The sequence below is a fragment of the Mycobacterium sp. URHB0021 genome (assembly GCF_054057895.1).
Genome location: NZ_JBSRZT010000002.1, coordinates 6,799,744 through 6,826,397 on the forward strand (window position 1 = coordinate 6,799,744; position 26,654 = coordinate 6,826,397).

At 65.1% G+C, this 26,654-nt stretch carries 23 protein-coding genes and 1 pseudogene; 10 read left to right on the forward strand and 14 right to left on the reverse strand.

Translation table 11 applies throughout. The features are described 5' to 3' along the window. Window positions 1-40: 40 nt before the first annotated feature. From ddaH (ACVWWN_RS35570) to ACVWWN_RS35585, 4 genes are all read left to right on the forward strand, one after another. Window positions 41-877: a dimethylargininase gene (gene ddaH, locus ACVWWN_RS35570; protein ID WP_457148039.1), complete on the forward strand. Its 837-nt coding sequence runs from the start codon at window positions 41-43 to the stop codon at window positions 875-877. Next, window positions 850-2,127 (forward strand): ornithine--oxo-acid transaminase, encoded by a 1,278-nt coding sequence (gene rocD, locus ACVWWN_RS35575; RefSeq protein WP_457148040.1) that lies wholly within the window; start codon window positions 850-852, stop codon window positions 2,125-2,127. The genes ddaH (ACVWWN_RS35570) and rocD overlap by 28 nt, the downstream gene beginning before the upstream one ends. A gap of 92 nt (window positions 2,128-2,219) precedes the next feature. Then, on the forward strand, window positions 2,220-2,387 hold the full coding sequence (locus ACVWWN_RS35580) for a hypothetical protein (RefSeq protein WP_457148041.1): 168 nt from the start codon (window positions 2,220-2,222) through the stop codon (window positions 2,385-2,387). A gap of 44 nt (window positions 2,388-2,431) precedes the next feature. Further along, window positions 2,432-2,797 (forward strand): PRC-barrel domain-containing protein, encoded by a 366-nt coding sequence (locus tag ACVWWN_RS35585; protein WP_457148042.1) that lies wholly within the window; start codon window positions 2,432-2,434, stop codon window positions 2,795-2,797. Between the two features lie 210 nt (window positions 2,798-3,007). Here ACVWWN_RS35585 and ACVWWN_RS35590 read toward each other — a convergent pair whose 3' ends face one another. Together ACVWWN_RS35590 and ACVWWN_RS35595 are read right to left on the reverse strand one after the other, a co-directional pair. Then, window positions 3,008-3,844 carry a carbon-nitrogen hydrolase family protein gene (locus ACVWWN_RS35590; protein WP_457148043.1) on the reverse strand — a complete coding sequence of 279 codons (837 nt, stop codon included), beginning with the start codon at window positions 3,842-3,844 and terminating at the stop codon, window positions 3,008-3,010. Between the two features lie 20 nt (window positions 3,845-3,864). Further along, the gene (locus tag ACVWWN_RS35595; protein ID WP_457148044.1) at window positions 3,865-5,547 is read right to left on the reverse strand and encodes a flavin monoamine oxidase family protein; all 1,683 of its coding nucleotides are present in this window, start codon (window positions 5,545-5,547) and stop codon (window positions 3,865-3,867) included. A gap of 512 nt (window positions 5,548-6,059) precedes the next feature. Between ACVWWN_RS35595 and ddaH (ACVWWN_RS35600) the strand changes: the two genes are divergently transcribed. Further along, window positions 6,060-6,836 (forward strand): dimethylargininase, encoded by a 777-nt coding sequence (gene ddaH, locus ACVWWN_RS35600; RefSeq protein WP_457148045.1) that lies wholly within the window; start codon window positions 6,060-6,062, stop codon window positions 6,834-6,836. A gap of 300 nt (window positions 6,837-7,136) precedes the next feature. On the opposite strand, the gene ACVWWN_RS35605 is transcribed toward ddaH (ACVWWN_RS35600), so the two are convergent. Next, on the reverse strand, window positions 7,137-7,271 hold the full coding sequence (locus ACVWWN_RS35605; protein ID WP_457148046.1) for a hypothetical protein: 135 nt from the start codon (window positions 7,269-7,271) through the stop codon (window positions 7,137-7,139). Window positions 7,272-7,295: 24 nt separating this feature from the next. Between ACVWWN_RS35605 and ACVWWN_RS35610 the strand changes: the two genes are divergently transcribed. The 3 genes from ACVWWN_RS35610 to ACVWWN_RS35620 all read left to right on the forward strand — a co-directional run bounded on the left by ACVWWN_RS35610 (window position 7,296) and on the right by ACVWWN_RS35620 (window position 11,469). Beyond that, window positions 7,296-8,270, forward strand: coding sequence for an SIS domain-containing protein (locus tag ACVWWN_RS35610; RefSeq protein WP_457148047.1), 975 nt, complete (start codon window positions 7,296-7,298; stop codon window positions 8,268-8,270). An 846-nt stretch (window positions 8,271-9,116) separates the two neighbouring features. Continuing rightward, the gene (locus ACVWWN_RS35615; RefSeq protein ID WP_457148048.1) at window positions 9,117-10,550 is read left to right on the forward strand and encodes an amino acid permease; all 1,434 of its coding nucleotides are present in this window, start codon (window positions 9,117-9,119) and stop codon (window positions 10,548-10,550) included. A gap of 10 nt (window positions 10,551-10,560) precedes the next feature. Further along, complete coding sequence (locus ACVWWN_RS35620; protein ID WP_457148049.1) at window positions 10,561-11,469, forward strand: universal stress protein; 909 nt, start codon at window positions 10,561-10,563, stop codon at window positions 11,467-11,469. A 346-nt stretch (window positions 11,470-11,815) separates the two neighbouring features. Here the strand turns inward: ACVWWN_RS35620 and ACVWWN_RS35625 are convergent, their stop codons facing one another. Then, entirely contained in the window at window positions 11,816-13,306 is a 1,491-nt protein-coding gene (locus tag ACVWWN_RS35625) for an aminotransferase class I/II-fold pyridoxal phosphate-dependent enzyme (RefSeq protein ID WP_457148050.1), read from the reverse strand. 192 nt (window positions 13,307-13,498) lie between these two features. After that, a complete protein-coding gene (locus ACVWWN_RS35630) occupies window positions 13,499-13,747 on the reverse strand; it encodes a hypothetical protein (RefSeq protein WP_457148051.1) in 249 nt (82 codons plus the stop codon). A 158-nt stretch (window positions 13,748-13,905) separates the two neighbouring features. Here ACVWWN_RS35630 and ACVWWN_RS35635 point away from each other — a divergent pair, with 158 nt between their 5' ends. Then, window positions 13,906-14,058, forward strand: coding sequence for a universal stress protein (locus tag ACVWWN_RS35635; protein WP_457148052.1), 153 nt, complete (start codon window positions 13,906-13,908; stop codon window positions 14,056-14,058). 32 nt (window positions 14,059-14,090) lie between these two features. On the opposite strand, the gene ACVWWN_RS35640 is transcribed toward ACVWWN_RS35635, so the two are convergent. From ACVWWN_RS35640 to ACVWWN_RS35650, 3 genes are all read right to left on the reverse strand, one after another. Then, window positions 14,091-14,945 carry a mycofactocin-coupled SDR family oxidoreductase gene (locus ACVWWN_RS35640; RefSeq protein WP_457148053.1) on the reverse strand — a complete coding sequence of 285 codons (855 nt, stop codon included), beginning with the start codon at window positions 14,943-14,945 and terminating at the stop codon, window positions 14,091-14,093. Between the two features lie 79 nt (window positions 14,946-15,024). Continuing rightward, the gene (locus ACVWWN_RS35645) at window positions 15,025-16,266 is read right to left on the reverse strand and encodes an arginine deiminase (protein ID WP_457148054.1); all 1,242 of its coding nucleotides are present in this window, start codon (window positions 16,264-16,266) and stop codon (window positions 15,025-15,027) included. 27 nt (window positions 16,267-16,293) lie between these two features. Further along, window positions 16,294-17,751, reverse strand: a complete 1,458-nt coding sequence (locus ACVWWN_RS35650; protein WP_457148055.1) for a basic amino acid/polyamine antiporter — start codon at window positions 17,749-17,751, stop codon at window positions 16,294-16,296. A gap of 226 nt (window positions 17,752-17,977) precedes the next feature. On the opposite strand from ACVWWN_RS35650, the pseudogene ACVWWN_RS35655 reads away from it, so the two are divergent. Further along, window positions 17,978-19,039 (forward strand): annotated as a pseudogene (locus ACVWWN_RS35655) (acyltransferase family protein); the annotation flags it as partial. A gap of 81 nt (window positions 19,040-19,120) precedes the next feature. Here the strand turns inward: ACVWWN_RS35655 and ACVWWN_RS35660 are convergent. From ACVWWN_RS35660 to fusA, 6 genes are all read right to left on the reverse strand, one after another. Then, on the reverse strand, window positions 19,121-19,966 hold the full coding sequence (locus tag ACVWWN_RS35660; RefSeq protein WP_457148056.1) for an SHOCT domain-containing protein: 846 nt from the start codon (window positions 19,964-19,966) through the stop codon (window positions 19,121-19,123). A gap of 196 nt (window positions 19,967-20,162) precedes the next feature. Continuing rightward, window positions 20,163-20,987, reverse strand: coding sequence for a cutinase family protein (locus tag ACVWWN_RS35665; protein WP_457148057.1), 825 nt, complete (start codon window positions 20,985-20,987; stop codon window positions 20,163-20,165). 109 nt (window positions 20,988-21,096) lie between these two features. Continuing rightward, window positions 21,097-21,876, reverse strand: coding sequence for a hypothetical protein (locus ACVWWN_RS35670; protein ID WP_457148058.1), 780 nt, complete (start codon window positions 21,874-21,876; stop codon window positions 21,097-21,099). Window positions 21,877-21,969: 93 nt separating this feature from the next. Further along, the gene (locus tag ACVWWN_RS35675) at window positions 21,970-22,944 is read right to left on the reverse strand and encodes a hypothetical protein (protein WP_457148059.1); all 975 of its coding nucleotides are present in this window, start codon (window positions 22,942-22,944) and stop codon (window positions 21,970-21,972) included. A 150-nt stretch (window positions 22,945-23,094) separates the two neighbouring features. Further along, window positions 23,095-24,285 carry an elongation factor Tu gene (tuf, locus tag ACVWWN_RS35680; protein ID WP_457148060.1) on the reverse strand — a complete coding sequence of 397 codons (1,191 nt, stop codon included), beginning with the start codon at window positions 24,283-24,285 and terminating at the stop codon, window positions 23,095-23,097. Window positions 24,286-24,462: 177 nt separating this feature from the next. Further along, the gene (gene fusA / locus ACVWWN_RS35685; protein WP_457148061.1) at window positions 24,463-26,568 is read right to left on the reverse strand and encodes an elongation factor G; all 2,106 of its coding nucleotides are present in this window, start codon (window positions 26,566-26,568) and stop codon (window positions 24,463-24,465) included. Window positions 26,569-26,654: the final 86 nt, after the last annotated feature.

The window sequence follows — 26,654 nt, forward strand, 5'->3', positions numbered from 1 at the left end:
GTCGATTGATTGCATTTCTTGCACGAAATATCGTTGATCCATGACGATCCCCCAGGTCGCCGTGCACCGGCCCGCGCGCGAATCCCGTATCCGCCACTACGCCATGACGGCGCCGACCTTCTTTGCCGTCGAATACGCCATCAATCCGTGGATGGACACCTCAGCCACCGTCGACACCCATCGCGCACTCAATCAATGGGAGACGCTGCGCCAGACCTACAAGGAACTCGGCCACACCGTCGAACTCGTCGAGCCCGTCGCCGGGCTGCCGGACATGGTGTACGCCGCCAACGGCGGGCTCGTCGTCAACGGAAAGGCCGTGGTGGCACGCTTCGCCTACCCGCAGCGCGCCGGCGAGTCCATCGCCTATGCGGAGTGGATGACCCGTCACGGTTACCAGCCCGCCGAGACCCGGCACGTCAACGAGGGCCAGGGCGATCTGCTGGTGGTCGGGTCGATCGTGTTGGCCGGCTACGGTTTCCGCACCGACCGCCGGGCACACGACGAGATCGCCAGGCTGGTCGGCATGCCGGTCGTCAGCCTGGAGCTCGTCGACCCCCGCTTCTACCACCTCGACACCGCGCTTGCCGTGCTCGACGACACCACGATCGCCTACTACCCGCCGGCGTTCAGCCCAACGGCGCGCGCCCGACTGCTCGAACTGTTCCCGGACGCGATCGAGGTCGAACGGGCCGATGCCGACGTGTTCGGTCTCAACGCCGTCTCCGACGGGCGCAATGTCGTGCTGCCCGCGGCGGCGACCGGGTTTGCCGATCAGCTTCGTACCGCTGGCTTCACGGCGGTGGGCGTCGACCTGTCGGAGCTTCTCAAGGGCGGCGGATCCGTCAAATGCTGCACGCTGGAGGTGCACCCGTGACCATTCTGGATACCGTGAACTCGGCAACCGAGGCGGCCATCGCCATCGATGATCGCTATGCCGCACACAACTACTCACCGCTGCCGGTGGTGGCCGCCGGCGCCGAAGGTGCGTGGATCACCGATGTCGAAGGTCGGCGTTATCTCGACTGCCTCGCCGCCTACTCGGCCGTGAACTTCGGCCACCGCAATCCCGAGATCACCGCTGTCGCCCACGCGCAGTTGGACACCGTGACGCTGGTGAGCCGCGCCTTCCATTCCGACCGGCTCGGCCCGTTCTGCGAGGCGCTGGCCGATCTGTGCGGTAAGGACATGGTGCTGCCGATGAACAGCGGCGCCGAGGCCGTGGAGAGCGGCATCAAGGTAGCCCGGAAGTGGGGCACCGATGTCAAAGGCGTCCCGGCCGGTAGTGGCAACATCGTCGTGGCGCACAACAATTTCCACGGTCGGACCACCACGATCATCAGCTTCTCCGACGACGAGACGGCGCGGCGTGGGTTCGGCCCGTACACCCCCGGCTTCCGCGCAGTGCCCTTCGGGGACGCCGATGCGATGGCCGCCGCGATCGACGACGACACCGTGGCGGTGCTGATCGAGCCCATCCAGGGCGAGGCAGGCATCATCGTGCCGCCGAACGACTACCTGCCGCGGGTGCGCGCACTGTGCACCGAACGCAACGTGCTGATGATCGCCGACGAGATCCAGTCCGGACTGGCGCGCACCGGGCGCACCTTCGCCTGCGAGCACTGGGGTGTGGTTCCCGACATCTATCTTCTCGGCAAAGCGCTTGGCGGCGGCGTGGTCCCGCTGTCGGCGGTGGTGGCCGACCGCGACATCCTCGGCGTGTTGCACCCCGGCGAGCATGGCTCGACGTTCGGCGGGAATCCCCTGGCCGCGGCGATCGGCACGACCGTCGTCGCAATACTCAGTCGCGGCGAATTCCAGTCTCGCTCAGGCGAATTGGGCGAGCGCCTGCACGCGCGGCTGCGCGCGCTGATCGGCCGGGGCGTGGTCGCGGTGCGCGGAATGGGACTGTGGGCGGGTGTGGACATCGACCCGGCGCTCGGCACCGGTAAGCAGATCAGCATCAAACTGGCCGAACGCGGTGTCCTCGTCAAGGACACGCAAGGCTCGACGCTGCGTTTTGCGCCTCCATTGGTGATCACCGCCGAGGAGATCGACTGGGCTACCGGTCAGTTCGCCGATGTCTTGGCGAATGCAGGTTCACACTTATCCGATACGGAGATCTAGCCCCGCAGCCAGTTGGCGGTGTCTCAAATTTCGGCCTCAAATAAGTGTTTCGATGCCAGCTCGTCGACGGACCGGACGGGTAGCAGATCGCGGTGCTCGCGCCCCCTGGCATGAGCGCCGTGGTGATGCGCGAGCTCCGTCATGAGAAAGTGCTCGCCAACGGGGCCGTGGCCAGCAAGATGGTCCCGTTGAAACACGACATCTTGTGCAATACCACCGGGCCGATCGTGGACGGCGGGCAGCGGCGGGTGGAGGATTGAGGAATGGAGCGAGTGCCCACAGGATAGGGAGGAGATGGGTAAGGATGACCACCTTCAAGCCGTGGGAGTACCGGGCCGACGCGGGGTTCGTCAAGGGGACTGATCTAACCGGCTATACGGTTGTCGCAGTCGACGGCGATCTCGGTCACGTCGAGGCAGAGTATGACGGCCGGCCGGCTTACCTCGACGTAGACGTCGGATCGTGGCTTCTCGGCCACCACGTCACGTTGCCGGTAGGTCTCGTGGAGCGGATCGACGCAACGGAGAGGAAGGTGTACGTCGACCGTACAAAGAACCAGATCGAGCACGCGCCCAAGCCCGACCAGGCGCTCACCGAGCACGTCGACTATTACGAGGACTTGGGTAGTTACTACTCCGACACGTACATGCCGCCGGGTGGTCAGAGGTGATCTAAGCCTTGGACGGGCGGTGAAGACTGGAGCGCGCGCAGCGACGGCAAAATGTGCGTTGGGCATTCCGACACATATCGGCTGTGGCCGGTTCCCCGTGATCGACACCAGTGGACTCAGTAATGGGGACTCGCCAATAGGACAAGTCCCGCATGTGGTTTACCTTCGACGACTGGCTCGCCCGGCCAGCCCCGCGGCCATAGCGAAAGCTCACCGCCGTTTGGGCTCTCGCTCTTCGTATTGGGGAGTTGGAGTCGACAATGCCGCGTAGAGCTGTGGGCGACGGTCGGCCAGATAGGTGGCTGTTCGGCGTGATGCGGTCAGCAGCCCGTGATCGAGCTCGCAGACGATCAGCTCCTCCTTACGCCCAGCTCGCGCCGCATCGGAACCGTCTGGTGCTGCCACGCAGCTCAGTCCGCAGTACTCGAGCCCATTCTCGTGACCGCAGTAATTGGCGTACGCCACATACACCTGGTTCTCATATGCTCGAGCCGGCACGATCGTGTTGGCGACGACCTCGAACGGCACCATATTCGCCGTGGGGGCGACGATGAGATCGGTACCGCGGAGCGCAAGCTTTCGCGTGTTCTCCGGGAACTCCACGTCATAGCAGATCAGCATCCCAACCCGCCATCCGCCCAACTCCACTACCGCAGAGTCGGCATCGGACCCGCAGAACATGGAGTTGTCGAGGTCACCAAATAGGTGGGTCTTACGATAATTAGCAAGGGGGGTCCCCTTTGCATTGAACAGCTGCGCCGAGTTGAAGATGGCATCCCCGCTACCACGCTCCGGGTATCCGTAGACAATCGCGACGCTGTTCTCGCGGGTCATCTCGGCCACGGCGTGGGCCGACGCGCCATCGCTGGGCTCCGCCAGCTGACGAACCGCGTCGATCCCAATGTTGTACCCGGTCAAGTACATTTCGGGGCAAATCAGCAGGGCGACGCCCTCCATCGAGGCGTGTTTCGTGATGCGCGCCAGCCGCTCGAGATTCCGATCGACCTGCGCTGGTCTGGGCTCACATTGGTAGATTGCGATTCGCATCAGAATGACACCGGTGTATCTCAGTCGGGCAGTTCAATGGGCCCGATCTCAGCGAAGACGTCGCCAGGACCTGGGTTGTCCGGATGGGTGCGACCACCGAAATGCCGCTGGATCCCCCAGACTGCGTTCAATGCGGTTTGTACCGCGCCCTCGACCCACGCGGGAGTCCACGAGATGTCGTCGCCCGCCAGGAAAATGCCCCGCTGTTGTGCGGGCAAATCGTCCTGCATGAATTGCGAGTACATCCGGAGGTTGTATCGATAGTGGCCAGGTAGCGCACCCTTGAACGCGCCCAGGGAGTGTTCATCGGCCTCCCAGGAAACCGTGATCGGGTCACCGACGATGTGGCTGGCGATGTCGACGTCGGGATAGATGCGCTTGAGCGCCGAGAGCGCCAGCCGAACCCGATGCTCGACCGTATGCGGCAGCATCTTCAAGGCGTCGCTCATCCAAGAGTAGGTGAGGCAGATGACGGCCGGTTTGTCCGCGCCGTTGTCAAAGAGGTACGTCCCGCGGGTGAGCCGGTCGGTCAGCGTGGTACTCATGACGTCGCGCCCGGTCCTGGGGTCCTTGTCCTTCCAGAACGGCCGGTCGACCATGACGAATGTCTTCGACGACTGCATGTAGCGCGTTCTGTCCAGCGCCGTCCACAGCTTGTACGAAAACAGGCTCTCGTCGCAACTGATCTGGGTGGTCAGTAGCCAGCCTTGGCAGGTGACGAGCACCGCTGGATAACGCCGGGCCACTCCCCACACGTCGGTGATTTCAAAACCATTGTCGCCGTGAGCTATTCGCGCTACACCCGGCCTGGTGCCGCCAGAATGCAGCGATGCCAGGCTGGTGCCCGCCGGCCAGTGGGTCCGGCTGGCCGGAGCGTGCTCCCACAGGCCACGCGGCACCTGTTCGGCGCCGCCGACGATGAGGCGCTGGTCTTCGTCGCAGTTGGTCATCACGACACGGAAGATCTCCAGCATCGAGTTCGGGAAATCGGAGTCCCAACCCCCGGTCCCGAATCCGACCTGACCGAACACCTCACGGTGATAGAAGGACAACTTCGAGAACGCTTCCGAACTCGCGATGAAGTCGTAGAACGTGCGGTCGTCCCATATCGGCACCAGGTTGTTCCACAGGGACTTCAAGCTCGCAACATCACGGGCTCGAATCGCGTCCTGAATCTTGGTGAACCCCACAGCTTCCAGCGCATCGGCCCACGCCTGGGCCACCTCCTGGAACAGTGTCGGCAGGGTGTCGGGCTGCTCGGCGTAATGCGTCGTGCCTTCGATATGAATGACCGTGCTGTCAGAACCGGGTGCAAGCGGATTGGGAAACGGCGCAGTGTCCAGCCCCAGGAGATCGACGTAGTGATAGAACGAGGTCGATGAGACGGGGAAACGCATCCCGCCCAGCTCGGCGACCACGCCGGCCGGCGCACCCTCGAACTGCTGTGAACGAAGCCGACCACCCATGTGAGAAGCCTCGTACACAACGGGCCGCAGGCCCATTTTCATGAGTTCGTACGCCGCGACCATGCCGGACATCCCGGCCCCCACGATCGCGACCTCCTCGCCGACACGCTCCTGGGGGATCGAACCCAGGCCGGCCGGGTGGGTGATCCAGTCGTCGAAGGCGAACGGAAAATCGGGGCCGAATATCGTGACCGGCCGCTGCGCAACGCCTGCCGCAGAAGTGAATTCATTCGCCATGTCCGCGGCCCTCCATCGCTTGGTACAAAGGAAACGGAGAGTCCTACAGCCAACTCTCGCGTGAACCACACGTTACGCACCACTACTCACCCGGTGACCTCCACGCAAAAGGCGAGCTTCCTTCCTTCCTGACGTCGGAAAGCGTGATGTTTGTATTGTCTTCGCTTCCGCCGCTACCAGGCGGGTGTTCAACAGAAGAGCGCCATCATCCATGGCGAAGGCAAAGTGGGTGCGGACCGCGAGCAAAGACTGTTGTCCTCACCGTCCGATTCGTGCCGGCGGGTTGGCGCGCGGGTATAGCGTGAGGCCTTGGCAGACCGGCCGGGGGTTGGGACGAATCGTGAGTTCACTGCGAAGCCAGCTTTTGCGACGCAAAGACCAGCCTCGAGCCGGTCTCGCGGGTGTTCCTGGGGTCGCGCGCGAACCGAGATCCTGGCCACTCCCAGTGCCCGTCGTCGTTGGGCGCGGTCGCCGACAAGTATCCGACAGCGCGCTGATCCACAGGAGTACAGATGAGCACGACCGCATTGATCCGCCGCCCGAGCCCGCACCTCGACGAGGGAATCGTCTCGCACATCGAGCGCGAGTCGGTCGACGTCGCGCGAGCAGTCGAGCAGTGGGAGGGCTATGTCGCAGCGCTTCAAGCTTCGGGGTGGCACACGGTCGAGGTGCCGCCCGCGGACGACTGCCCGGATAGCGTTTTCATCGAAGACACGATGGTCGTGTTCGGCGGGACGGTCGTCATTTCGCGACCGGGTACACCGACCCGCCAGCCTGAAACCACCGCCGCAGAGCAGGCGGTGTCCTCCTTGGGCTACGACGTGCATCGCATCGCCGCGCCCGGCGCTCTCGACGGCGGCGACGTCCTCAAAGTTGGAGACATCATGTATGTCGCGCGCGGAGGGCGCACGAACGGCGAGGGCATCCGACAGCTGAGGGCGGTGTTCTCGCCGCTCGGCGTGCGTGTCATCGCCGTGCCGCTGACGAAGGTCTTGCACCTGAAGACCGCTGTCACGGCCCTGCCGGACGGCACGATCATCGGCTGGCCGGCCGCCCTCGACGACCCCGGGTTCTTCCCGCATTTCATGCCGATGCCTGAAGAGTCCGGCGCGCATGTGGTACTTCTGGGCGGAGACTTGGTGTTGATGGCCGACAACGCTCCGCGCAGTGCTGACCTGCTTTCGGATCTCGGCTATACCCCCGTGCGGGTGGATATCTCGGAGTTCGAGAAGCTCGAGGGCTGCGTGACGTGCTTGTCGGTGCGGCTACGGGACATCCCGTCCAGGTAAATGACACGAGTCGGCGGGGGTCATCGCATCGATGGCGACGCCGACGTCCGATGTCGGGCAGTGCCGACATCTCGAGCCGAACTCGATGATCTGTGAAGAGCTGTGCGAGCCTCGTAGAGGTGCCGCCGGACCCTTCCGCGCACTTCTTCGGGAACGAGCCGTAACACTGCCCTTTCGTAAGGATCCAGGTCCCGGTTGACCGCCACGATCTCGCCTATAGGGTCGCACGCGACCGCCGGTGGCCGGCGGATACGCTTTCCCCCAACGACACAAGCCAAAAGGAGCGAACGAAAATGATGCTCAGCGCTTGTAACCTGGTGCCTGCGAAGGTCGTCCGTATTCGCCGAGGCGAGGCGAGTCGGCGCCGGCGATCAGCGATCTCGGCATCCCCGAGTGCAGCGATGTCAGCGCCGTGGTCAAGGTGTCCGACGTCATGATCGCGATCGGCGACTGAAGATCGTGGCCGAGGGCGGAGCCGGCAGCGGTGGGTCGGCGATGCGCGCCGCGATGTGGGCGCAGCCCGCGGAGCTGCGCCGGCTGCTGGGCGACCCCGAGCCGGCCCGGGTGGCCGCCGGGAAGCTGCGCGGCCGCCGGGTGAGGCTGGTCGGGATCGGGACCAGCTGGCACGCCGCACAGCACGGCGCCTGGCTGCTCGCCGAGGCCGGCGTCGACGCCCGCGCTGAGCACGCCGCCGACCTCGCGCCGTACGGGCGCGGGTTCGCAGAAGGCGAGGCCGTGATCGTCCTCAGCCACACGGGCTCCACCGGCTATAGCGCCGAGATGCTGCGCCGCGCCCGCGGGGCGGGCGGTCCGGCCGTCGGGATTTCCGCGATCGGCGCCGGCGGCGACGTGGAGACCGTCGAGCCGGAGCGCTCGTACGCCTACACGGCGAGCCACACGGCGGCGCTGCTGCGCCTCGCCCAGATCGCGACGGCGCTCGGAGCCGAGCTCGGTGACCTGGACGCGGTGCCCGACCGCGTCGAGGACGTCCTCGGGCGGCTCGCGCCGATCGTTGCCGAGCCCCAGCGCCTGCTGGAACTCACCGGCGCGGGCCCGAACGGGTGGACCGCGCAGGAAGGAGCGCTCAAGGTCCGCGAGGCCTCCTACGTCGCCGCGGAGGGGCTGTCGGTCGAGCAGTTCTTCCACGGCCCCAGCGTGGCCCTCGATGGGCGTGACACGCTGGTAGTGCTCGACGGCGGCGGGCCGATGGCCGAGCGGGTCGAGGCCATCGCCGCGGCGGTCGAGGTCGGCGGCGCCCAAGTCGTGAGGTTCGCCGAGCGCGACCTGGGGGAACCCCTGTCGATCTTCGCGCTCACCGCAGTGGTCCAATGCATCGCGCTCAACCTGGCAGAGGCCCGCGGCACGAACCCGGACCGGTTCCGCTACGACGAGGACCCCGGCCGCGAGCGGGCGTTCGAGTCGATCGGGTTCTGAGCGTTTCCACCGGTATCGACGTGCCGCCGGTGGTTTTCAACGACATGCTGGTGTACTCCTTGAAGATTCATCAAGCGCGAGAATTCGCGCATGCTGGCACGCACGAAAGATATTGGCTCGGGCGGCTTTCGAGCACGGCCCGCCGACGATGCCCTGCCAACACTCGGTGACGCGTCACCCTCGCCCAGGTGGGAGGGGTCCTGGGGCCGCACCGGTGGTCGCCGGGCTCCGCGGCCCAGTATCAAGGTGCGCCAACAGCTTTCCGGACCCGGGGCGGTATGTGGTAGTCGTGGGCGACAAGAACCGGCAGTGCGGGCGCGCCGCGCCGGGCTCGACACTGCGCCAAGGCTATCCGTGCACATGGCGCTTGCGGCAGGCCGGCACCACACCGTCACAACTGATCCCCGGCGGAGGACGCCGACCGCGACCACATCGGCGACGCGGTCGAGGCGCAGCATCGCGAGCGTGTGCTCGGCGTCGTCGGCGGTCATGTCGGCGTCGCCCATCCGTGCCGCCGCCGCGCGCGGCTCGCCAGTGCCGCGCAGGTGTCGTCATGGAAGTAGGCCCCCGTCGCTCAGCAGCTCGGTGCCTGAATCACCCCATCGAAGAATCCCGCGACAACGTCGCACACCACGCCCCTGGAATGACCCGACATGACGGAGTTGGGTTGCGCTCAATGCTGTGCACAACCGCCGGGAAATGCACTGACGAATGGGAAGATACGACGTCTGAACCGGCGAAAACCGCCATTTTCGTATCAGAACCTCCGACTCGCTGACACTCACCGTCTTCGGTGTCAAACTCCATGAGTGGAGACGCTTGACAGCGCCTTTGGTAGGAGGAATCATGCCGACGCTTCAACAATTATTCCGTCGCAAGCCCGTTCCGGAGATGTCCGATGAGACAGGCGCCGACACCGGCCGAAGTGAACTGGCCCGCACGATCGGCTTGTTCCAGTTGTCGATGTTCGGGGTCGGCGCCACCATCGGCACCGGGATCTTCTTCGTGCTCTCGGTGGCCGTCCCCGTCGCCGGGCCCGCGGTGATCGTGTCGTTCGCGATCGCCGGCTTGGTCGCCGGGCTCACCGCGATCTGCTATGCCGAGCTGGCCAGCGCCGTACCGGTGTCGGGGTCGTCGTACTCCTACGCGTACGCGACGCTCGGCGAGCTGACGGCCGTCGGTGTCGCCGCCTGCCTGCTGCTGGAGTACGGCGTGTCCACCGCGGCCGTCGCCGTCGGCTGGTCGCAGTACCTGAACGAGCTTTTCGACAACCTGTTCGGTTTCAGGATTCCGGACAGCCTGTCGCAGGCGCCCGAGCAGGGCGGGGTGTTCAACCTGCCGGCGGTCATCCTGGTGTTCTTGTGCGCGCTGCTGCTGATCAGGGGCGTGAGCGAGTCCGCCAAGACAAACGCCGTGATGGTGCTGATCAAGATCGGCGTGCTGCTGCTGTTCATCGCCCTCGGCGTGATGGGCTGGAACGCCGACAACTTGTCAGACTTTGCGCCGTTCGGCTTCGCCGGCATCACCGCGGCTTCCGGCATCATCTTCTTCTCCTACATCGGTCTGGACGCCGTCTCGACCGCGGGCGAGGAGGTGAAGAACCCCCGCCGGACAATGCCGCTGGCGATCTTGATCGCACTCATCACGGTGACCACCCTGTACATCCTGGTCGCCGTCGTCGCGGTGGCCGCCCAGCCGTACACCGAATTCGAGGGCCAAGAGGCGGGGCTGGCGGCAATCCTGGAGAAGGTCGTCGGTGCGTCGTGGCCGGCCACGGTACTCGCCGCGGGCGCGGTGATCTCGATCTTCAGCGTGACCCTGGTGACGCTGTATGGCCAGACCCGCATCCTCTTCGCGATGTCGCGCGACGGGATGCTGCCCGAGTTGTTCCACCGGGTGAACCCGCGCACCCTAACCCCGGTGCCGAACACGATCATCGTCGCGGTCGTAATCGCGTTGCTGGCCGGCCTGATTCCGATCAACTTCCTCGCCGAAATGACGAGCATCGGCACGCTGGTCGCGTTCCTCGTGGTGTCGATCGGCGTGATGGTGCTGCGGCGGACTCATCCCGAGCTGCCGCGCGGGTTCAAGGTGCCGGGGTATCCGGTCACGCCGGTCCTTGCCATTCTCGGCTGCATCTGGATCATCAAGGACCTGCGTTCCGTGACCATCTGGGTGTTCCTGATCTGGGTTGCGGTGGCGATGGTCTGGTATGCCGCGTACGGGTTCAGGCACTCTCACCTCGGCCGGCACGAACATGTCGGCCTGATCCACGACTAGGCGCGGCGCAATGACGCTTACCGTGGCTTATGCACCCGACGAACGTGGCAAAACGGCACTTCACCTGGCCAGCATGCTGGCGCGGTCTTTCGGCGACGAGCTGGTGGTCTGCTCGGTCATTCCGGCGCCGTGGGTCCCCGGCATGGCCCGGATTGACGCGGAGTACCGCAAGGAGCTCGACGAGATCGCCGACCAGGCACTGGCATTAGCCCGCAAGAACCTGCCCGGTGACGTATCGGCGACGTTCGAACGGCACAGCGCCCGGTCCGCGCCCACGGGCCTGCTCCAGGTGGCAAAGCAGCACGACGCATACATGATCGTGGTCGGTACGTCGTCGGCCGGCGTGTTCGGGCATATCTCGCTGGGCAGTGTCACCAACCGGCTGCTGCACAGCTCGCCGGTCGCCGTCGCCCTGGCGCCGCGCGGGTTCCGGAGCCAGCCGGGGGCGAAGGTGAAGCGGGTGACCGCGGCGTACGGCGGGTCGGCGAGCGATGAGAGTTTGCTGCTTGCCGCGGCCCGAGTGGCGGCAGGGGTCGGCGCATCGCTGCGAATCGTGTCGTTCGCGGTGTGGTCACGCCCCGCATACACGACCAGGCTCGGCACCGACTCCGAGGACCTGGTGCTGCAGAAGTGGATCACTGAGCTCGAGAAGAGCGTGCACGCCGCACTCGAGCAGGTCGAGGAGCTGGCGAAGGTGCCACGCCAAGTGGAGACCGTGGTCGGACACGGCGAGAGCTGGGAGGAGGCGATCGACGACGTCGGCTGGGACGATGACGACGTGCTGGTGGTCGGCTCGAGCCCAGTCGGCCCGATCGCGCAGGTGTTTCTCGGGTCCAGGGGAGCCAAAATCCTGCGCAGCTCACCCGTTCCGGTGGTGGTAGTGCCGCACGGGCAGGCGGAAGAATTCGCTAACAGGTGAACCAGGCCGATCCATTCGTGACCGCGCGCAACCCTCAAGGCATTCGACGCTACAACTCCGTTGGACCAATTCGATGGTGCGGTCGTTATATCGGGGCAAGACGACCCCCGATATCGGTGCTTGTCCTGCTTCCTTCCAGTTGCCGGGAATCGGTTGCCGCGGGACACCACTCGACGTATTAGATGTCCGCGGAGATCCCCTCCCGCCCCTGCCGGATCCGCACCGTCCTGGCATCGTTCGCGCTGTGCCTGCCCGACCTCTTGAGGTCGATATCTCTTGCACCGCATTGGTCGGTGCGACCAGCTCTTTCGTCGCCTTCAGGACTCGCAAGCATCCATCCGCTCGATCACTTCGTCAGCACTCGCATGCGGCTCAGGTCGGGCTTGGCCGCGCCTCGGACATGTCCGAACGGCGACCGCGCCGTGCGGAGCAGGAAGTCGACGACCTCCTCGGTGATGATCTCCCCAGGCAACAGGTTGGGGATCCCAGGTGGGTAGGCGGCGAGCGACTCGGCGGACACTCGGCCGATGCACGCCGAGGTGGGCACCAGCTGAGAGGGCGAGAAGTATGCCTCGCGCAGCGACATCACGGCCTCGCCGGGCATGGGAAGCGTGATGGGCGGAATATCGGCCGCGCCGGCATCGGGCAGCGCATCGAGCGCCAGGAGCATCCTGTCCATGTCGGGCGCCGATCCCGCACCGATCACGGCGACGATAGCGCTGTCGGTGGCCATCTCGACGTGGATGCGGTGCTCGTCGAATAGGATCTTGCGGGCCTCATGACCGCTGATCCCCCCGCGGCGGGTATCGATCACCACGCGAAGCGGGTCGACCGCGACAATTCCGGGAGAGGCCAGGAATCGGTCTGAGAGTTCTTCGAAACGGCCCGCGTCCCGCACACCCTGCCGCAGCTTGCTTGCGGCTTCGATCGACCGGCTTATCCGCTCCTTGCCATGCACCGCCAGATTCCTGCGGGCCACGTCTAATGACATCATCAGGATGGAGCTCGCGCTGGTGGACTGCATCGAGCGGAAGGCCCGATTCACAAGGGGCTCAAACAGATCCACGAATGGGCCCTTGCCGAGGTGAAGCATTGCGGATTGGGTGAGGCTGCCACCGAGCTTGTGGGTACTCGAAATCATCACGTCGGCACCCTTGGCCAGTGCATTCTGCGGTAGGTCGGGGTGGAAACCGAAGTGCGACCCCCATGCCCCGTCCACGATCAGCGCGCAGGCTCGTGAGTGGGCGACATCGGCCAGCGCCTGAAGGTCGGATTCCGCGCCGAAGTAGCTCGGCGAGACAACGTACACCGCCACGGCGCCGGGAAAGGTGTCCAGTGCCTCGGCCAAGGATGCGGGCGTGATCCCGTGCGCGGCCCCTAGTTCGACATCGATTACCGGCTGGACGAAATGGCACTGAAGGCCGCCAAGCACCATGCCGTCCATAACGCTCGAGTGCATGCTCCGCTGGGCCACGATCAGCTCCCCGACGTGACGCAGCGCCAGGCACGTGACCAAGTTGCCCTTCGACGCGCCGTTCGTTAGCAGCCAGGTGCGGTGGGCGCCCCAGGCCTCCGCCGCCAGTTGGGCCGACTGTTGCATAGGGGTGGGAAAGGGTCCCTGATCAATGCCGTCCACCAGCGGTGGTACGTCGAGCGCCAAAACCGACTCGCCAAACATGTCGGCTAGCTCCGGTTGAGTGACTGCCGAACCTGTGTGGCCGGGGACGTCGAGCCGCAGAAAGTCCTTTGATGCATAAGCGCGAACGGCGTTGACATACGGCACGTCCTCCTGCGAATGGGATGGCAAGACGGTGGTGCTCGGCTGCGTGTCACTCATCTGGGACTGCCTCCGTATCTCGCAAGCCACACATCCTGGACAGGCCGCAGATGAAGTGTGGATGAGCACCATGATTGCGGTCTTCCGACCCCGGCACAGGAGAATGGCTCCGGTTGCCGGTGATGGAGATCGACCTGAGGGTGTTGCCGCTGTCGATCCACCGGTACCCGCGCGCGCCCGGGCCTCCACGCGCTACGCCAGTGTCGCGGCGTTGTCGCTGGTCACCACGGCCTTGATCGTGGCCGCATACCAGCGGGTCTTGCCACAGGCGGTGGGGACACCGTCGCCCATCGGCCCCTCGGTGATCACCTGGAACGTCCGTCCGTTGCCACCCTCGGCGATGGTGCGGCGGGTGATCTGCATCGGTAGGGCCGGCGCTGCGCCCAGTCGCTCTGCCCGGGCACGCTTGGCCGCCAGGGCATTACCGGTGCGTTGGTTCATGGCCGCACGATGTATCCGCCCGAGGTCGGGCTGTGTGACGAGGACTCCGTCCTCGAGCAGTAGGGGTCGCAAGCACGAGAGATGTTGGCGCATTTGAAGACCGACAGAGTCGTCGGTGACGACGTGGTGTTGCAGGCGGCCACCGGCAACGGGCTGGGATGAGGCGATCGACGCCGCGGACTGGCTGGAGGGGCGACCTGCTGGGCATCGGCACCTCGCCGGTGGGCGGTATCGCGCGCGTGTTCCTGGGCTCGCGCGGTTCAAAGATCCTGCGGCACAGCCCCGTCCCGTTCCTGGTGTTGCCGGGCTAACGCGCGAGAGCTGGGCCCACGCGCAAGCAACCTCAGTACTTCGCGGTGCCGCGGTCCACGGCGATTTGACTGCCCGAGATCGTGGCCGAGCCATCACCGGCCAACCAGGCGACCACATCGGAAACCTCTTCGGGTTCCATGAATTCCTGCAGGCCCTTCTTGCCTTGATGGTTGACGGGCCGGTAAGGCATCGGCGAGAAGCTGTGGATGTAGTTCGGGTACTTGCTGAAGAGTTGCATCATCGCCTCCTTTTCGACCATCGGTGTTTCAATCGAGTACGGGTGGATGGAGTTGACGCGAATGCCATACTCGCCCACTTCAATTGCCAATGCGTTCGTGAGCGCGACCAAACCATGTTTCGAGGCGGAATAGTGACCGTTGCCCGGCGTGGCCTTCAGACCTGCCGAGGAACTGACGATGATGATCGACCCGCCGTTGCCCGCTTCGATCATCGCCGGAACGGCGGCGCGGATCGTCTTCCAGGTGCCGTTGAGGTTCACGTCGATGACGGCCTCCCACTGCTCTTCTGACATCTCGAAGAGCCGGCCCCAGCTCAGCACGCCCGCGTTGGCCACCAGAACGTCAAGCCTGCCGAACTGCTCGATACCGTCGGCCACCACCTGCTGCAGCGCAGCCAGGTCGCGAATGTCGACCTCCCGGGCCAGCGCCTTACGGCCGGTGGCCTCGATCGCGCGCACGGTGTCCGCGAGTTCCTCGGGGGTGGCCAGAGGATAGGTGATGGTGTCCGAGATGGGCCGACAGATGTCGATGGCGATGATGTCTGCCCCGTCGTCGGCCAACCGGATCGCGTGCGCCCTGCCCTGACCGCGCGCGGCGCCGGTGATCAGTGCCACTCGCCCTTCGAGGGGTCCGCCAGATGCCGTCACCGCTGCTCCTTCCGTGAGCTTGCGGATCAGGCTAACAGCCGAACTGGAACGTGTTCTAGTAACCCGTCGGCCTGCGTCACTACACGGGATCTCTGATCAATGGGCATGTCATGCAGTGCCCGCCACCGCGGCCCCGGCCCAACTCGGCGCCGACGATGGTGATGACCTCGATTCCGGCCCGGCGCAGCAGGGTGTTGGTGTGGGTGTTGCGGTCGTACGCGAAGACCACCCCGGGTTCGACTGCCACGAGGTTGTTGCCGCTGTCCCACTGCTGGCGCTCGGAGTCGTACGCGGTGCCGCCCGTCTCCACGACCCGTAGCTTCGGTAACCCGAGTGACGCGGCGACCTCTTCGACGAAGGGCTTGTTCGCCTCGACGACTTCCACGCCGACGTCGTTGTCGCCTGGATTCAAGATGAAGGTCTGCATGGCGTCGACGATTCCCGGATAGATCGTGACCACGTCTCGGTCGGCGAAGGTGAACACCGTGTCCAGGTGCATGGCCGCCCGCATCTTCGGCATGCCGGCGACGATCACCTGGGTGGCGGCGCCCTCGGCGAACAACCTGGCAGCCACCTGCGTGATCGCCTGCCGCGATGTCCTCTCGCTCATGCCGATGATCACCACACCGTTGCCGGGCACCAGCACGTCGCCGCCTTCGATGGTGGCCATCCCCCATGCCTGCTCGGGGTCACCCCACCACACCTGCGAGCCGACGAAGTCGGGATGGAATTCATAAATCGCCTTCATCAACAGCGTCTCGTCGTGCCGCGCAGGCCAGAACAACGGGTTGAGGGTCAACCCGTTGTAGATCCAGCAGGTGGTATCGCGGGTGTAGAGCGTGTTGGGCAGCGGCGGCATCAGATATTCTGTGACACCGGTATTTTCGCGAGCCAGCGAGCGGTAGCCGGACTGCAGTTCCTTCGGCAGATCACGGATGGACATGCCACCGATGAGCAGTTCGGCAAGACGCGGCGGCTTCAGCGAGTCCAGATAGCCGCGGGTGTCGTCGACCAGGCCGAGCCCGACCTCGTTCGGAACTATCTTGCGGTCCAACAGCCACGCCTTGGCCTCGGGATCGCTCATCGTCTGGCTCAGAACGTCATGCAACTCGACCACCTCGACGTCGCGGTCGCGCATCTTGTCGATGAAGTCGAAATGGTCGCGACGAGCGTTCTGCACCCACAACACATCGTCGAACAGCAGGTCGTCGCAATTGGTCGGCGTGAGCCGCTCGTGCGCCAGTCCGGGAGAGCACACCAGCACTTTGCGCAGCTTGCCCACCTCGGAGTGAACGCCGTAGTCGGCAGACGGATTCGTCATCTGTCCCTCCTTCCACACCGCGGGCGACTAGATTTCGATAGCCCCGGTAGCCAAGGACACCACACCCGCGACGGCGCCGAGGACAATCACGCCGAACAGCACCGCCTCCGCGGGCCTGAAGACTCTGAGGCCGCGTTCCCGTCGCGCTTTGACATAAAGCCCGGCGGCCGGCGCGTACAAGATGCACGACAGCAGCAGCTTGTCGGTTCCCGCGGCGTAGATCAGAAAGACCGTATAGGCCGTGGCCAGCGCGGCAACGATCATGTCAGCCGCTCGAGGGTGCCCGTCCTGGTACGTCTCACGGGTCGCCGTGAGCTTGAGCGCATACGCCGCCGCGAATAGGTAGGGAATGAGAGACAGCGCCGCGGTGAGATCGAGCATGAAATCCAGCGCATCGGCGGCGAATAGCAACGCGACGAGCAGCAGTGAGATCAGCCCGGCGGCCATCACCAGGGCCGGCATGGGAGCGCCGTGACGGTTGGTACGCGCCAAGAACCTCGGCATGTCTTCGGTGGTCGCCGGAATGTAGAGCACCTCCGCGGCCATCAGCGTCCATGCCAGGTATGCACCGAGCACCGAAACGATGACGCCGACACGAATGAAGATCGAGCCCCACGGTCCGACAATGGATTCCAGCACAGCCGCCATCGACGGCTGGTCGGCGCCGGCCAGTTCCCCCTGCGGCATCACACCGTAGGACACCAGCGTCACTAGCGCGAAAACACTGAGTACGCTGAGGAATCCGATGACGGTGGCGCGGCCGACGTCCGCACGCCTGCGCGCCATCCGCGAGTACACGCTCGCACCTTCGATGCCAAGGAAGACGAAGACGGTGATCAGCATCGTCCCGGTGGCCTGGTCCCACAACGACGAGAACGAGTAACTGTCGCCGCCCCAGAAATTGTCGGTGAAGACATCGGCCTTGAACGCGATGGCCGCGATGACGATGAAGACCAGGATGGGTACGACCTTGGCGACAGTGACGATGTAGTTGATCACCGCCGCGTCCTTGACACCGCGCAGGACGAGGAAGACGAACAACCACACCCCGACCGCCGACACGATCACCGCAAGCACTGTGTCGCCCGCGCCGAACGCGGGGACCACCGCACTCATCGTGGCTGTGATGAGAACCCAGTAGGAGGTGTTGCCCGCGCAGGCCGACGCCCAGTATCCGATCGCCGAATTGAAACCGACGTAGTCGCCGAATCCCGCCTTGGCGTAGGCGAAGATACCGGCATCGAGGTTGGGTTTGCGGGTTGCGAGACGTTGAAACACGAAGGCCAGCATCAGCATCCCGGCCCCGGCGATGGTCCACGCGATGATCGCACCGAGCACGCCCGTCTCGGCCCCGAACCGGCGTGGCAACAGGAATACGCCGGACCCGATCATCGAGCCGACCACCATCGCGGTCAGCGTCGGAAGGCTGACGGTGTCGTTGGTCTGCCCTGCAGGCAATTCGGCAGGCGCTTCAGTCTTCGCCATGATCGCCTCCGACCTCCGACGCCGGCGTGCGTGTGTTCAGGGATTTCTCTCTGAGAACGATAGCTCAGCAACGCGCCATCATCCCGGCCCTTATGGTATTTAAGGACCAATTTAGTTATAAACGCTAAGCTTCGGCGTGGTGCTTTGCCTGCCCCCTGCGTGGACCTCGACCTCGGTCGATTCACGCTGCCCGAAGCAGGGAGGCCCGCTACCACCCGGCGGACGGCTGGATTCACTCACCGGGCTGCGTGGCGTGGCGGCGCTGCTCGTCGTCGGCACACATGCGGCGTACGGCACCGGCGCAGAGGACAACAGCTACCTGGGCACACTCTTCTCGCGCTGGGAGATCGGCGTGACGATCTTCTTCGTGCTGTCCGGCTTTCTGCTGTTCACGCCCTGGGTGACCGCGGCGGCCACCGGCTCGGCGTGGCCTGAGCCAGGTCGCTACCTCAGGCGTCGGGTACGGCGAATCATGCCGGCATACCTGGTGACGGTGGTGGTCGTGTATGTCGTCTGTCAGATGCACCCGGTCGATCCCAATCCCGGACACACCTGGACCGGATTGTGGCGCTACCTGACCTTGACCCAGACCTATACCGACGATTACCTCCTCACCTATCTTCATCAGGGGCTCACTCAAACATGGAGTCTGGCTACGGAAGTCGCGTTCTACGTGACGCTCCCCCTGATCGTCTATGGACTGTTGACCCGGCTGTGCCGACGCCGCTGGCGACCCGTCCGGTTGCTCGTAGGCTTGGGCATGCTGGGTGCCATCAGCCCTATTTGGCTTGTGCTGCAAGAAACCACCGACTGGTTCTCGAACGCGGCGGGCATGTGGTTGCCCGCCAACCTAGGCTGGTTTGTCGGGGGGATGATGCTCGCGGTGCTGCGCGCGATGGGCGTCCGTTGTTATGCCCTCGTCGCCATTCCGGTCGCGATGATCTGCTTTTTCATCGTATCGACCCCCATCGCCGGGGCACTGACCGTCACGCCGACGTGGTGGCAGCCCGTGGTGAAACATCTGCTCTATGCGGTGGTTGGCATCCTGCTCGTCGCGCCGCCGGCTCTCGGCGATGGCGGCTGGTACGCCCGATTGACCGGCAGCAGACCGGCCGTGTGGCTCGGGGAGATCTCCTACGAAGTCTTTCTATTGCACGTCATCGTGATGTGGGTGACGATGGAATTCGTTCTGGGATGGCGGCCTTTCACCGGCTCGATGACCGTGTTGACGCTGGCCACCGTCGTCATCACCGTTCCCTTGGCGTGGTGGTTGCGGCGGCTGACCCGCCGGAAAGCTCGCCCGGCGAACCACATCGACTTGAGCCGAGGACCATTCGGCCCGCCACCGCCCGAGACGAACCAGGACTCGCTACAAGTCGGCGATGATCTGCTGGCGCTTCGCGGTGTACTCCGCTTCGGAGATGACCCCGGTGGCGCGCAGCGTCTCCAGTTCCTGAAGCCGCTGGGCGGCCGATGGTTCCGGCAGGGGAGGCGGCGCATATGGTGCTGGGGGTGGCGGCGGTGGCGGATATGGTGCCGCGCCAGGGGCGGCCGCCGGTTCGGCCGCGCGACGCACCACCGCCTGCACCTGTTGCCGGGCGCCGGGGTTGTTGCGCAGGTCGATCATGTTGTTCATCCCGATGCCGTTGGCTTTGAGGATCTGCAGGATCTCCATCAACGGTCCGGTCTGACCGGTCAGGTCGTAGGTCTTGTTCTCCTCGGCGATGGTGAAGTTGGCCGGCATCATCCCGCTGACCAGACTGCTTCGGTCCCAATCGATTTGATACTCATTGGTGGCCGGATCGACAAGTGCGACCAGTTTGCGGCTGGTGATCATCGGCAGCCGGGTGAGCGACGCGATCACCCGGTCCTGGCTGCTGAACGGACGGATGCCCGGTCCGGAGATCTGGAGGTCGATCTTCACGAGCGGCTGCTCGTTGATCCGGGTGCCCGTCTCCTGGATCCCGACCACCTGGGCCAGCGCCAGCACGCCGCCCCTTTCGAGCGCCTGGGACTTCGCGGCCGACTTTGCACCGAAGTTGGCCAACGCGATCGCAATCAGCACGTCGGCCGCGGTGATCAGCAAGCCGACCCAGAACATCCACTTCAACAGGCTGGTCTGACCGGTCGCGAAGTAGACCGCCAGGAAGACCGGACCGACGAGACCGCCGCACAACAGCACCATCATTTGAGACTTGAGGTAACGGCCTAGCATCTACACGCTCCCGTCGTTTGCCCGCTTTCGCGTGTCAGATTAGCCGCACAGCGGCGACCGTGAGCCGTATCGCCGGCGGGGCGCCCGAAGCTGTGAAGTCCCGGTGACTGTGCCGGCGGCCCGCTGGGCACGCGCCGAAACCGGCACCAGGGGCGGTGATTGTCGCGGGGGGACAGCCCTCACGTAGGCCTCGACGCTAGCCCGCCGCCAGCACCAGCGGTTGATCCGTCGCAGTCGAGGGCCCGAGGAGTTGATACAGCGGCCAGGTCCAGGCGTAACCACCGCTGCTGGATCGGGCGTAGCTGGTGTGGATGGCCACGGCGGCAGGCGACACCGACTCGGCGTCGGGGTCGTAGTCGCAGACCGCGTCACCGAGATCGCACACGCTGACAGTGCGGGCGCCGAGCGCCGGGGGCAGCGGGGCGGTCGGCGCGTGCGCCAGAATCGGCCAGTCCTGCGCGACACCCTTACCTGCGCCGCGGACCGCGGTGACCGAACCCAGATTGACCGTGGTGTCGTTCGGCAAGCGGTCACCGTCGGCAATCAGCAGCGCCGAAGCCAAGTTCGGGCTCTCGGCGAGCGCCTGCAAATTGCGGTGCACCACCATGGCGCCCTGCGAGTAGCCGGCGAGCACCACTTTGGTTCCCGGGCACCGCAGCGCGAACGACGAGTACTGCACACCCAACGCGGCGGCCCCGGTGTCCACACTGCGGATGAAGCCGGCCCAGCCGAGCAGATCACCGTCGGCGGGCACCGCGACGGCGGGGTATTCGACCGCTTCGGCGGTGATGGTGCGGCCATCTTGTTGCAGATATCGGGCCAGGTCGCGGTAGGACTGCAGCACTACGCGGCCCATTCCGGCGTCCGCGGTGGGATCCACCCGCTCACCGGAACCGGCGGCACCGATCCAATGGACGTCCGGACAGCCGGGGTCCGCGTGAACGGCGCCTGCCGTCAACCCGGCCAACACAGCGCCGACCGCGGCAGCGGCGCATGCAAACGCACCAAAACGTCGAAACACCCCGACCCCTCACCGTTCTCACCAACCACAGGTTCGTTGCGATGGATATCGCCTCAGCCGAACCATGCGTTACAGCGGTGACAGGCATTTCGCCCGACGGCGAGAGGTGCTACAGCCGCTCCACGGTGGCTTCAGTGCGCTCCGAAGACGGCGCCAGAAACAGCTTCAGGGCCTTGGCGGCATTGATGGTCGGGCTGCCGTGGTGCGGATCTCCCAGGTGAAGTAGCAACGTTGCCCGCACCGTGTCCGTGGCGCACGGTCCGTTGCCGTGATAGGTGCGGTAACCCCAGAACAGGTAGACGTTTCCCGGCTCGAGCACCACCGAGTATTTCTCGGGCGCGCGCCGGAGCTTACGCACGGCGTACTTGCGGTACAGCGGGTTCTGGGCGGCAATCTTGTCGACGATGTTCATCACCGCCGAGCGCCGGAAGGGGCGCTTGTTCGCGAAGACCACCAATTCGCCCGACCGGCCGGTTCCGGCGGCAGGAATGTAAAGGGGAACCAGCATTGTGATGACGGTCGCGTCGTAGTGGAACGCATACGAGGTAGCTGCCCGTTCGGGTCCGGCAAGCACCCGAAGCACCGTTTCGATTTCTTCATCTTCGACGAATGCGCGGGGCCAACGATCCGTCACGAGCCCGGACATCGTGGCGCGTACGTCCGGATCGGTGATGAAGCGGTGCGCGGGCGTCCCCGCCTCTCTGCCCGGATTGACTACGCAGAAGTCGGTTTCGCCGTACTCGGCGAGGCTCGCGTCGACGCCGGCCCGCGCTTCGGCCAGCCAGGCTGGGGAGACGACATCCTTCAAACAGAGGAAGCCTGTGCGGTCGAGCTTCCGCGCGATATCGGTGACCGACAGATCCAGGTCGGCTACGCGCGTCGTTGCCATCGCAACACCATACAGCCTGATTTCCGCGCTCGGAGGCATATCCAGCAAAGTGGTGTCACTGCGTGGAATGAACGCCCTGCGGCTGGTTTTGGATCAGAGGCCCAGTGCGGCGAGCATCAGCGGAGACGGTGGTGCCGGCAGACCGATCGGCGGGGGCGGCGGAAGCCCGATCGGGGGCAATCCAATCGGGGGCGGCTGCGGCAGACCGATCGGAGGTAGTTGGATGGACGGGAGCTTGGACAGGGCATCCAGCGCGGGCATGCTCACGGCCATCGCGGAGGCCAGGCCGCCCAACGCCGCCACGGGGTTTGCCGCAGCATTCAGCATCTGCCCGGGGATGTTCGCCAGCCCCACTGCACCCGCTGACACCTGGCCGAGAAAGCCCAGCGGATTGCCTCCCGATAGGGCGCTGGCCAGGATGAGGTTGTTCACCAAAGATGTGCCGTTGTTGGCCGTTGCGACCGCGGCGGCGGTGGCCCACCCGCCCACGTTGGATATCAGGCCGACAATCGCGTCACCCGTGACGGACTGCGCCAGGGCCGGCCCCGCGTAGGGAGACAACGCGTCCAACGTCGTCTGCAGATCGGGAGGCGGCGGGAATGCCGGCAGAGCCGGAACGGAGCCGCCTCCGCCGCCACCACCGCCGGAGAGAACCGACGGTCGCGGCGTGAACGCGGCCAGCGGGTTCGCGCCGCCGATCCCTCCAGTGGCGGCGCCGGACGGTATGCCGGGAAGGCCCGCCGGCAATCCGCCCGGCAGGGCCGACGCATCGGGTGCGGACAGGGGCACGTCGGACGGGTTGGCCGGAGCCGGTTGGGCGGGCGAAGCCTTGCTGTCGGCCTGGGGTTGGCCGCTTTGCGGGCCGGCCACCACTGCCCAGACGAGCACGACGATTGCGGCCATCAACGCGCCGAGTCCCGCGCTGGCGACCATCATGATGGGTGGCCGCGCGGTCCAGGGTGTCTTCTCCCGCAGAGTAAACGGCGTCTTCCCCGTTCGGGGCTTCGGCGCCTCGGCGACTTCCGGGTCGGCAATTTGGACAGGCCCTGTCACAGCGTCCATGTCCATGTGGTCCCTCCCCCAGGAAGAATTCGATTTGCCGACAACGTCGCGGCGGAAGGACCGCCGACCCGGAATCCGATGATTGAGCCTAGCACTGCAAACCAAAGCGGCGCCCACCCTTCACGGGTGAGCGCCGCTTCGCGGTACGTGATCAGATCACTTGATGATCTTGACGACCCGGCCGGCGCCGACGGTGCGGCCACCCTCGCGGATCGCGAAGCGCAGACCCTCGTCCATGGCGACGGGCTGGATCAGCTTCACCGAGATGTCGGTGTTGTCACCGGGCATCACCATCTCGGTGCCCTCCGGCAACGTCACCACACCGGTCACGTCGGTGGTGCGGAAGTAGAACTGCGGACGGTAGTTGTTGAAGAACGGCGTGTGCCGGCCGCCCTCGTCCTTGGACAGGATGTAGACGCTGCCCTCGAACTCGGTGTGCGGCGTGGTGGTGCCGGGCTTCACGACGACCTGACCGCGCTCGACGTCCTCACGCTTGATGCCGCGCAGCAGCAGACCCACGTTGTCGCCGGCCTGGCCCTGGTCGAGCAGCTTGCGGAACATCTCCACACCGGTGACGGTGGTCTTGGTGGTGTCCGGGCGGATGCCGACGATCTCGACTTCCTCGTTCACGTTGACCACACCGCGCTCCACACGACCGGTGACCACGGTGCCGCGGCCGGTGATCGTGAAAACGTCCTCGACGGGCATCAGGAACGGCTTGTCGGTTTCGCGGACCGGATCGGGAATCGACTCGTCGACCGCGTCCATCAGCTCGACGATCGACTCGACCCACTTCTCGTCGCCCTCGAGCGCCTTCAGAGCCGAGACCTTGATGACCGGGGCTTCCTCGTCGAACTCCTGGGCGGCGAGCAACTCGCGGACCTCGAGCTCGACGAGCTCAAGCAGCTCTTCGTCGTCGACGGCGTCGGCCTTGTTCAGAGCGACCAGGATGTAGGGCACGCCGACCTGGCGGGCCAGCAGCACGTGCTCGCGGGTCTGCGGCATGGGGCCATCGGTCGCCGCCACCACCAGGATGGCGCCGTCCATCTGCGCCGCACCGGTGATCATGTTCTTGATGTAGTCGGCGTGGCCGGGGGCGTCCACGTGCGCGTAGTGCCGCTTCTCGGTCTGGTACTCCACGTGGGAGATGTTGATCGTGATGCCGCGCTGCCGCTCTTCAGGCGCATTGTCGATCTGGTCGAATGCGCGCGACTCGTTCAAATCGGGGTACTTGTCGTGCAGAACCTTGGTGATTGCTGCAGTAAGCGTCGTCTTGCCGTGGTCAACGTGACCAATGGTCCCGATGTTGACGTGCGGCTTCGTCCGCTCGAACTTCGCCTTCGCCACTTCTATGTCCTCCTGGACTTGTTGGTGCTTCGTTTAAAGCAGTGTTGATCTTTGCAGTTGTTGTTCGCCGCGGTAACGACGGGTCCGATTACCGACCCGCCGCCTTCGCGCCATTCAGGGCTCGGCTCCGGCTCAGTTCGCGCCGTGTCGTGCGGCCACGCCGCAAGGCACAGTTGCTCACTGACCCGTCGCCTTCGCGATGATTTCCTTCGACACATTTGCCGGCACTTCGGCGTATGAGTCGAACACCATGGAGTAGTTTGCCCGGCCCTGGGTCTTCGACCGAAGGTCTCCGACGTAGCCGAACATCTCCGACAGCGGCACGTGCGCCTTGACGACGCGAGCACCACTCCGCTCCTCCATGGCCTGGATCTGACCACGGCGGGAGTTCAGGTCGCCGATCACTTCACCCATGTAGTCCTCGGGCGTGGTGACTTCGACAGCCATGATCGGTTCCAGGATGACGGGCTGCGCCTGCTGCGCTGCCTTCTTCAGTGCCTGCGAACCGGCGACTTTGAACGCCATTTCCGACGAGTCCACTTCGTGGAACGCCCCATCGAGAAGCGTGAGCTTCAGGTTCACCAGCGGATAGCCGGCCAACACGCCGTACTGCATCGCGTCCTGTGCGCCGGCGTCCACCGACGGGATGTATTCACGCGGGATGCGGCCACCGGTGACCTTGTTCTCGAACTCGTAGGTGGCACCATCCTCGCCGGTGAACGGCTCGATGCTGATGATCACCTTTGCGAACTGACCTGAGCCACCCGTCTGCTTCTTGTGAGTGAACTCGACCTTGTCGACCGTCCGCTTGATGGTCTCCTTGTAGGCCACCTGCGGCTTGCCGACGTTGGCCTCGACCTTGAACTCGCGACGCATGCGGTCCACCAGGATGTCGAGGTGCAGCTCGCCCATGCCGCCGATCACGGTCTGGCCGGTCTCCTGGTCCAGATGGACCTTGAAGGTGGGATCCTCTTCGGCGAGCTTCTGAATCGAGAGGCTCAGCTTCTCCTGGTCGCTCTTGGTCTTGGGCTCGATGGCCACCTCGATCACCGGATCGGGGAACGTCATCGACTCCAGCACGACCTGGTCGTTCGGGTCGCTGAGGGTGTCGCCGGTGGTGGTGTCCTTCAGCCCGATGACCGCGTAGATGTGTCCCGCGGCCGCCGTCTCGACCGGGTTCTCCTTGTTGGAGTGCATCTGGAACAGCTTGCCCAGCCGTTCCTTCTTACCCTTGGTGGCGTTGATGACCTGCGAGCCGGAGTCGACCTTGCCCGAGTACACCCGGACGTAGGTGAGCTTGCCGAAGAACGGGTGCGTGGCGACCTTGAAGGCCAGCGCCGAGAACGGCTCGTCGGTCGACGGCTTGCGGACGATCTCGTCGTCCTCCTTGCCCGGGGCATGACCCACGGCCGCCGGTACGTCCAGCGGCGACGGCAGGTAGTCGATGACCGCGTCGAGCATGGGCTGCACGCCCTTGTTCTTGAACGCGCTGCCACACAGGACCGGGTAGGCCTCCGAGGTGATCGTCAGCTTGCGCAGCGCACCCTTGATTTCGGCCACCGAGAGCTCCTCGCCCCCGAAGTACTTCTCCAGCAGGGCCTCGTCGGTCTCGGCGACGGCCTCGAGCAGCTTGGTGCGGTATTCGGCAGCCTTGTCGGCCAATTCGGCCGGGATGTCGATGGTTTCGTACTTCTCGCCGAGCTTGGTCTCGCCGCGCCAGACCTTCGCCTTCATCTCGACCAGGTCGACGACGCCTTCGAAGTCGTTCTCCGAACCGATGGGCAGCTGGATCGGGATGACGTTGGCCCCGAGGCGCTCCTCCATGGTGCGCACCGAGAAGTAGAAGTCGGCGCCGATCTTGTCCATCTTGTTGACGAAGCAGATGCGGGGCACGTTGTACTTGTCGGCCTGCCGCCAGACCTGTTCGGACTGCGGCTCGACGCCCTCCTTGCCGTCGAACACGGCGACAGCGCCATCGAGCACGCGCAGGCTGCGCTCCACCTCGACGGTGAAATCGACGTGGCCCGGGGTGTCGATGATGTTGATCTGGTTACCGTCCCAGAAGGTGGTGGTGGCAGCCGAGGTGATCGTGATCCCCCGCTCCTGCTCCTGCTCCATCCAGTCCATCGTGGCGGCGCCGTCGTGCACCTCACCGATCTTGTAGCTGATACCGGTGTAGTAGAGGATGCGCTCGGTCGTCGTCGTCTTGCCGGCGTCGATGTGCGCCATGATGCCGATGTTGCGGACCTTGCTCAGGTCGGTCAGCACGTCCTTCTGTGCCACGGAAGTCTTCTCTCTCGCTTGGTAGTTCTATTTCGCCGAATCGGCCACTCTGCCGATGAGCGCCGCCTTCGCGGCCCCAACGCAGG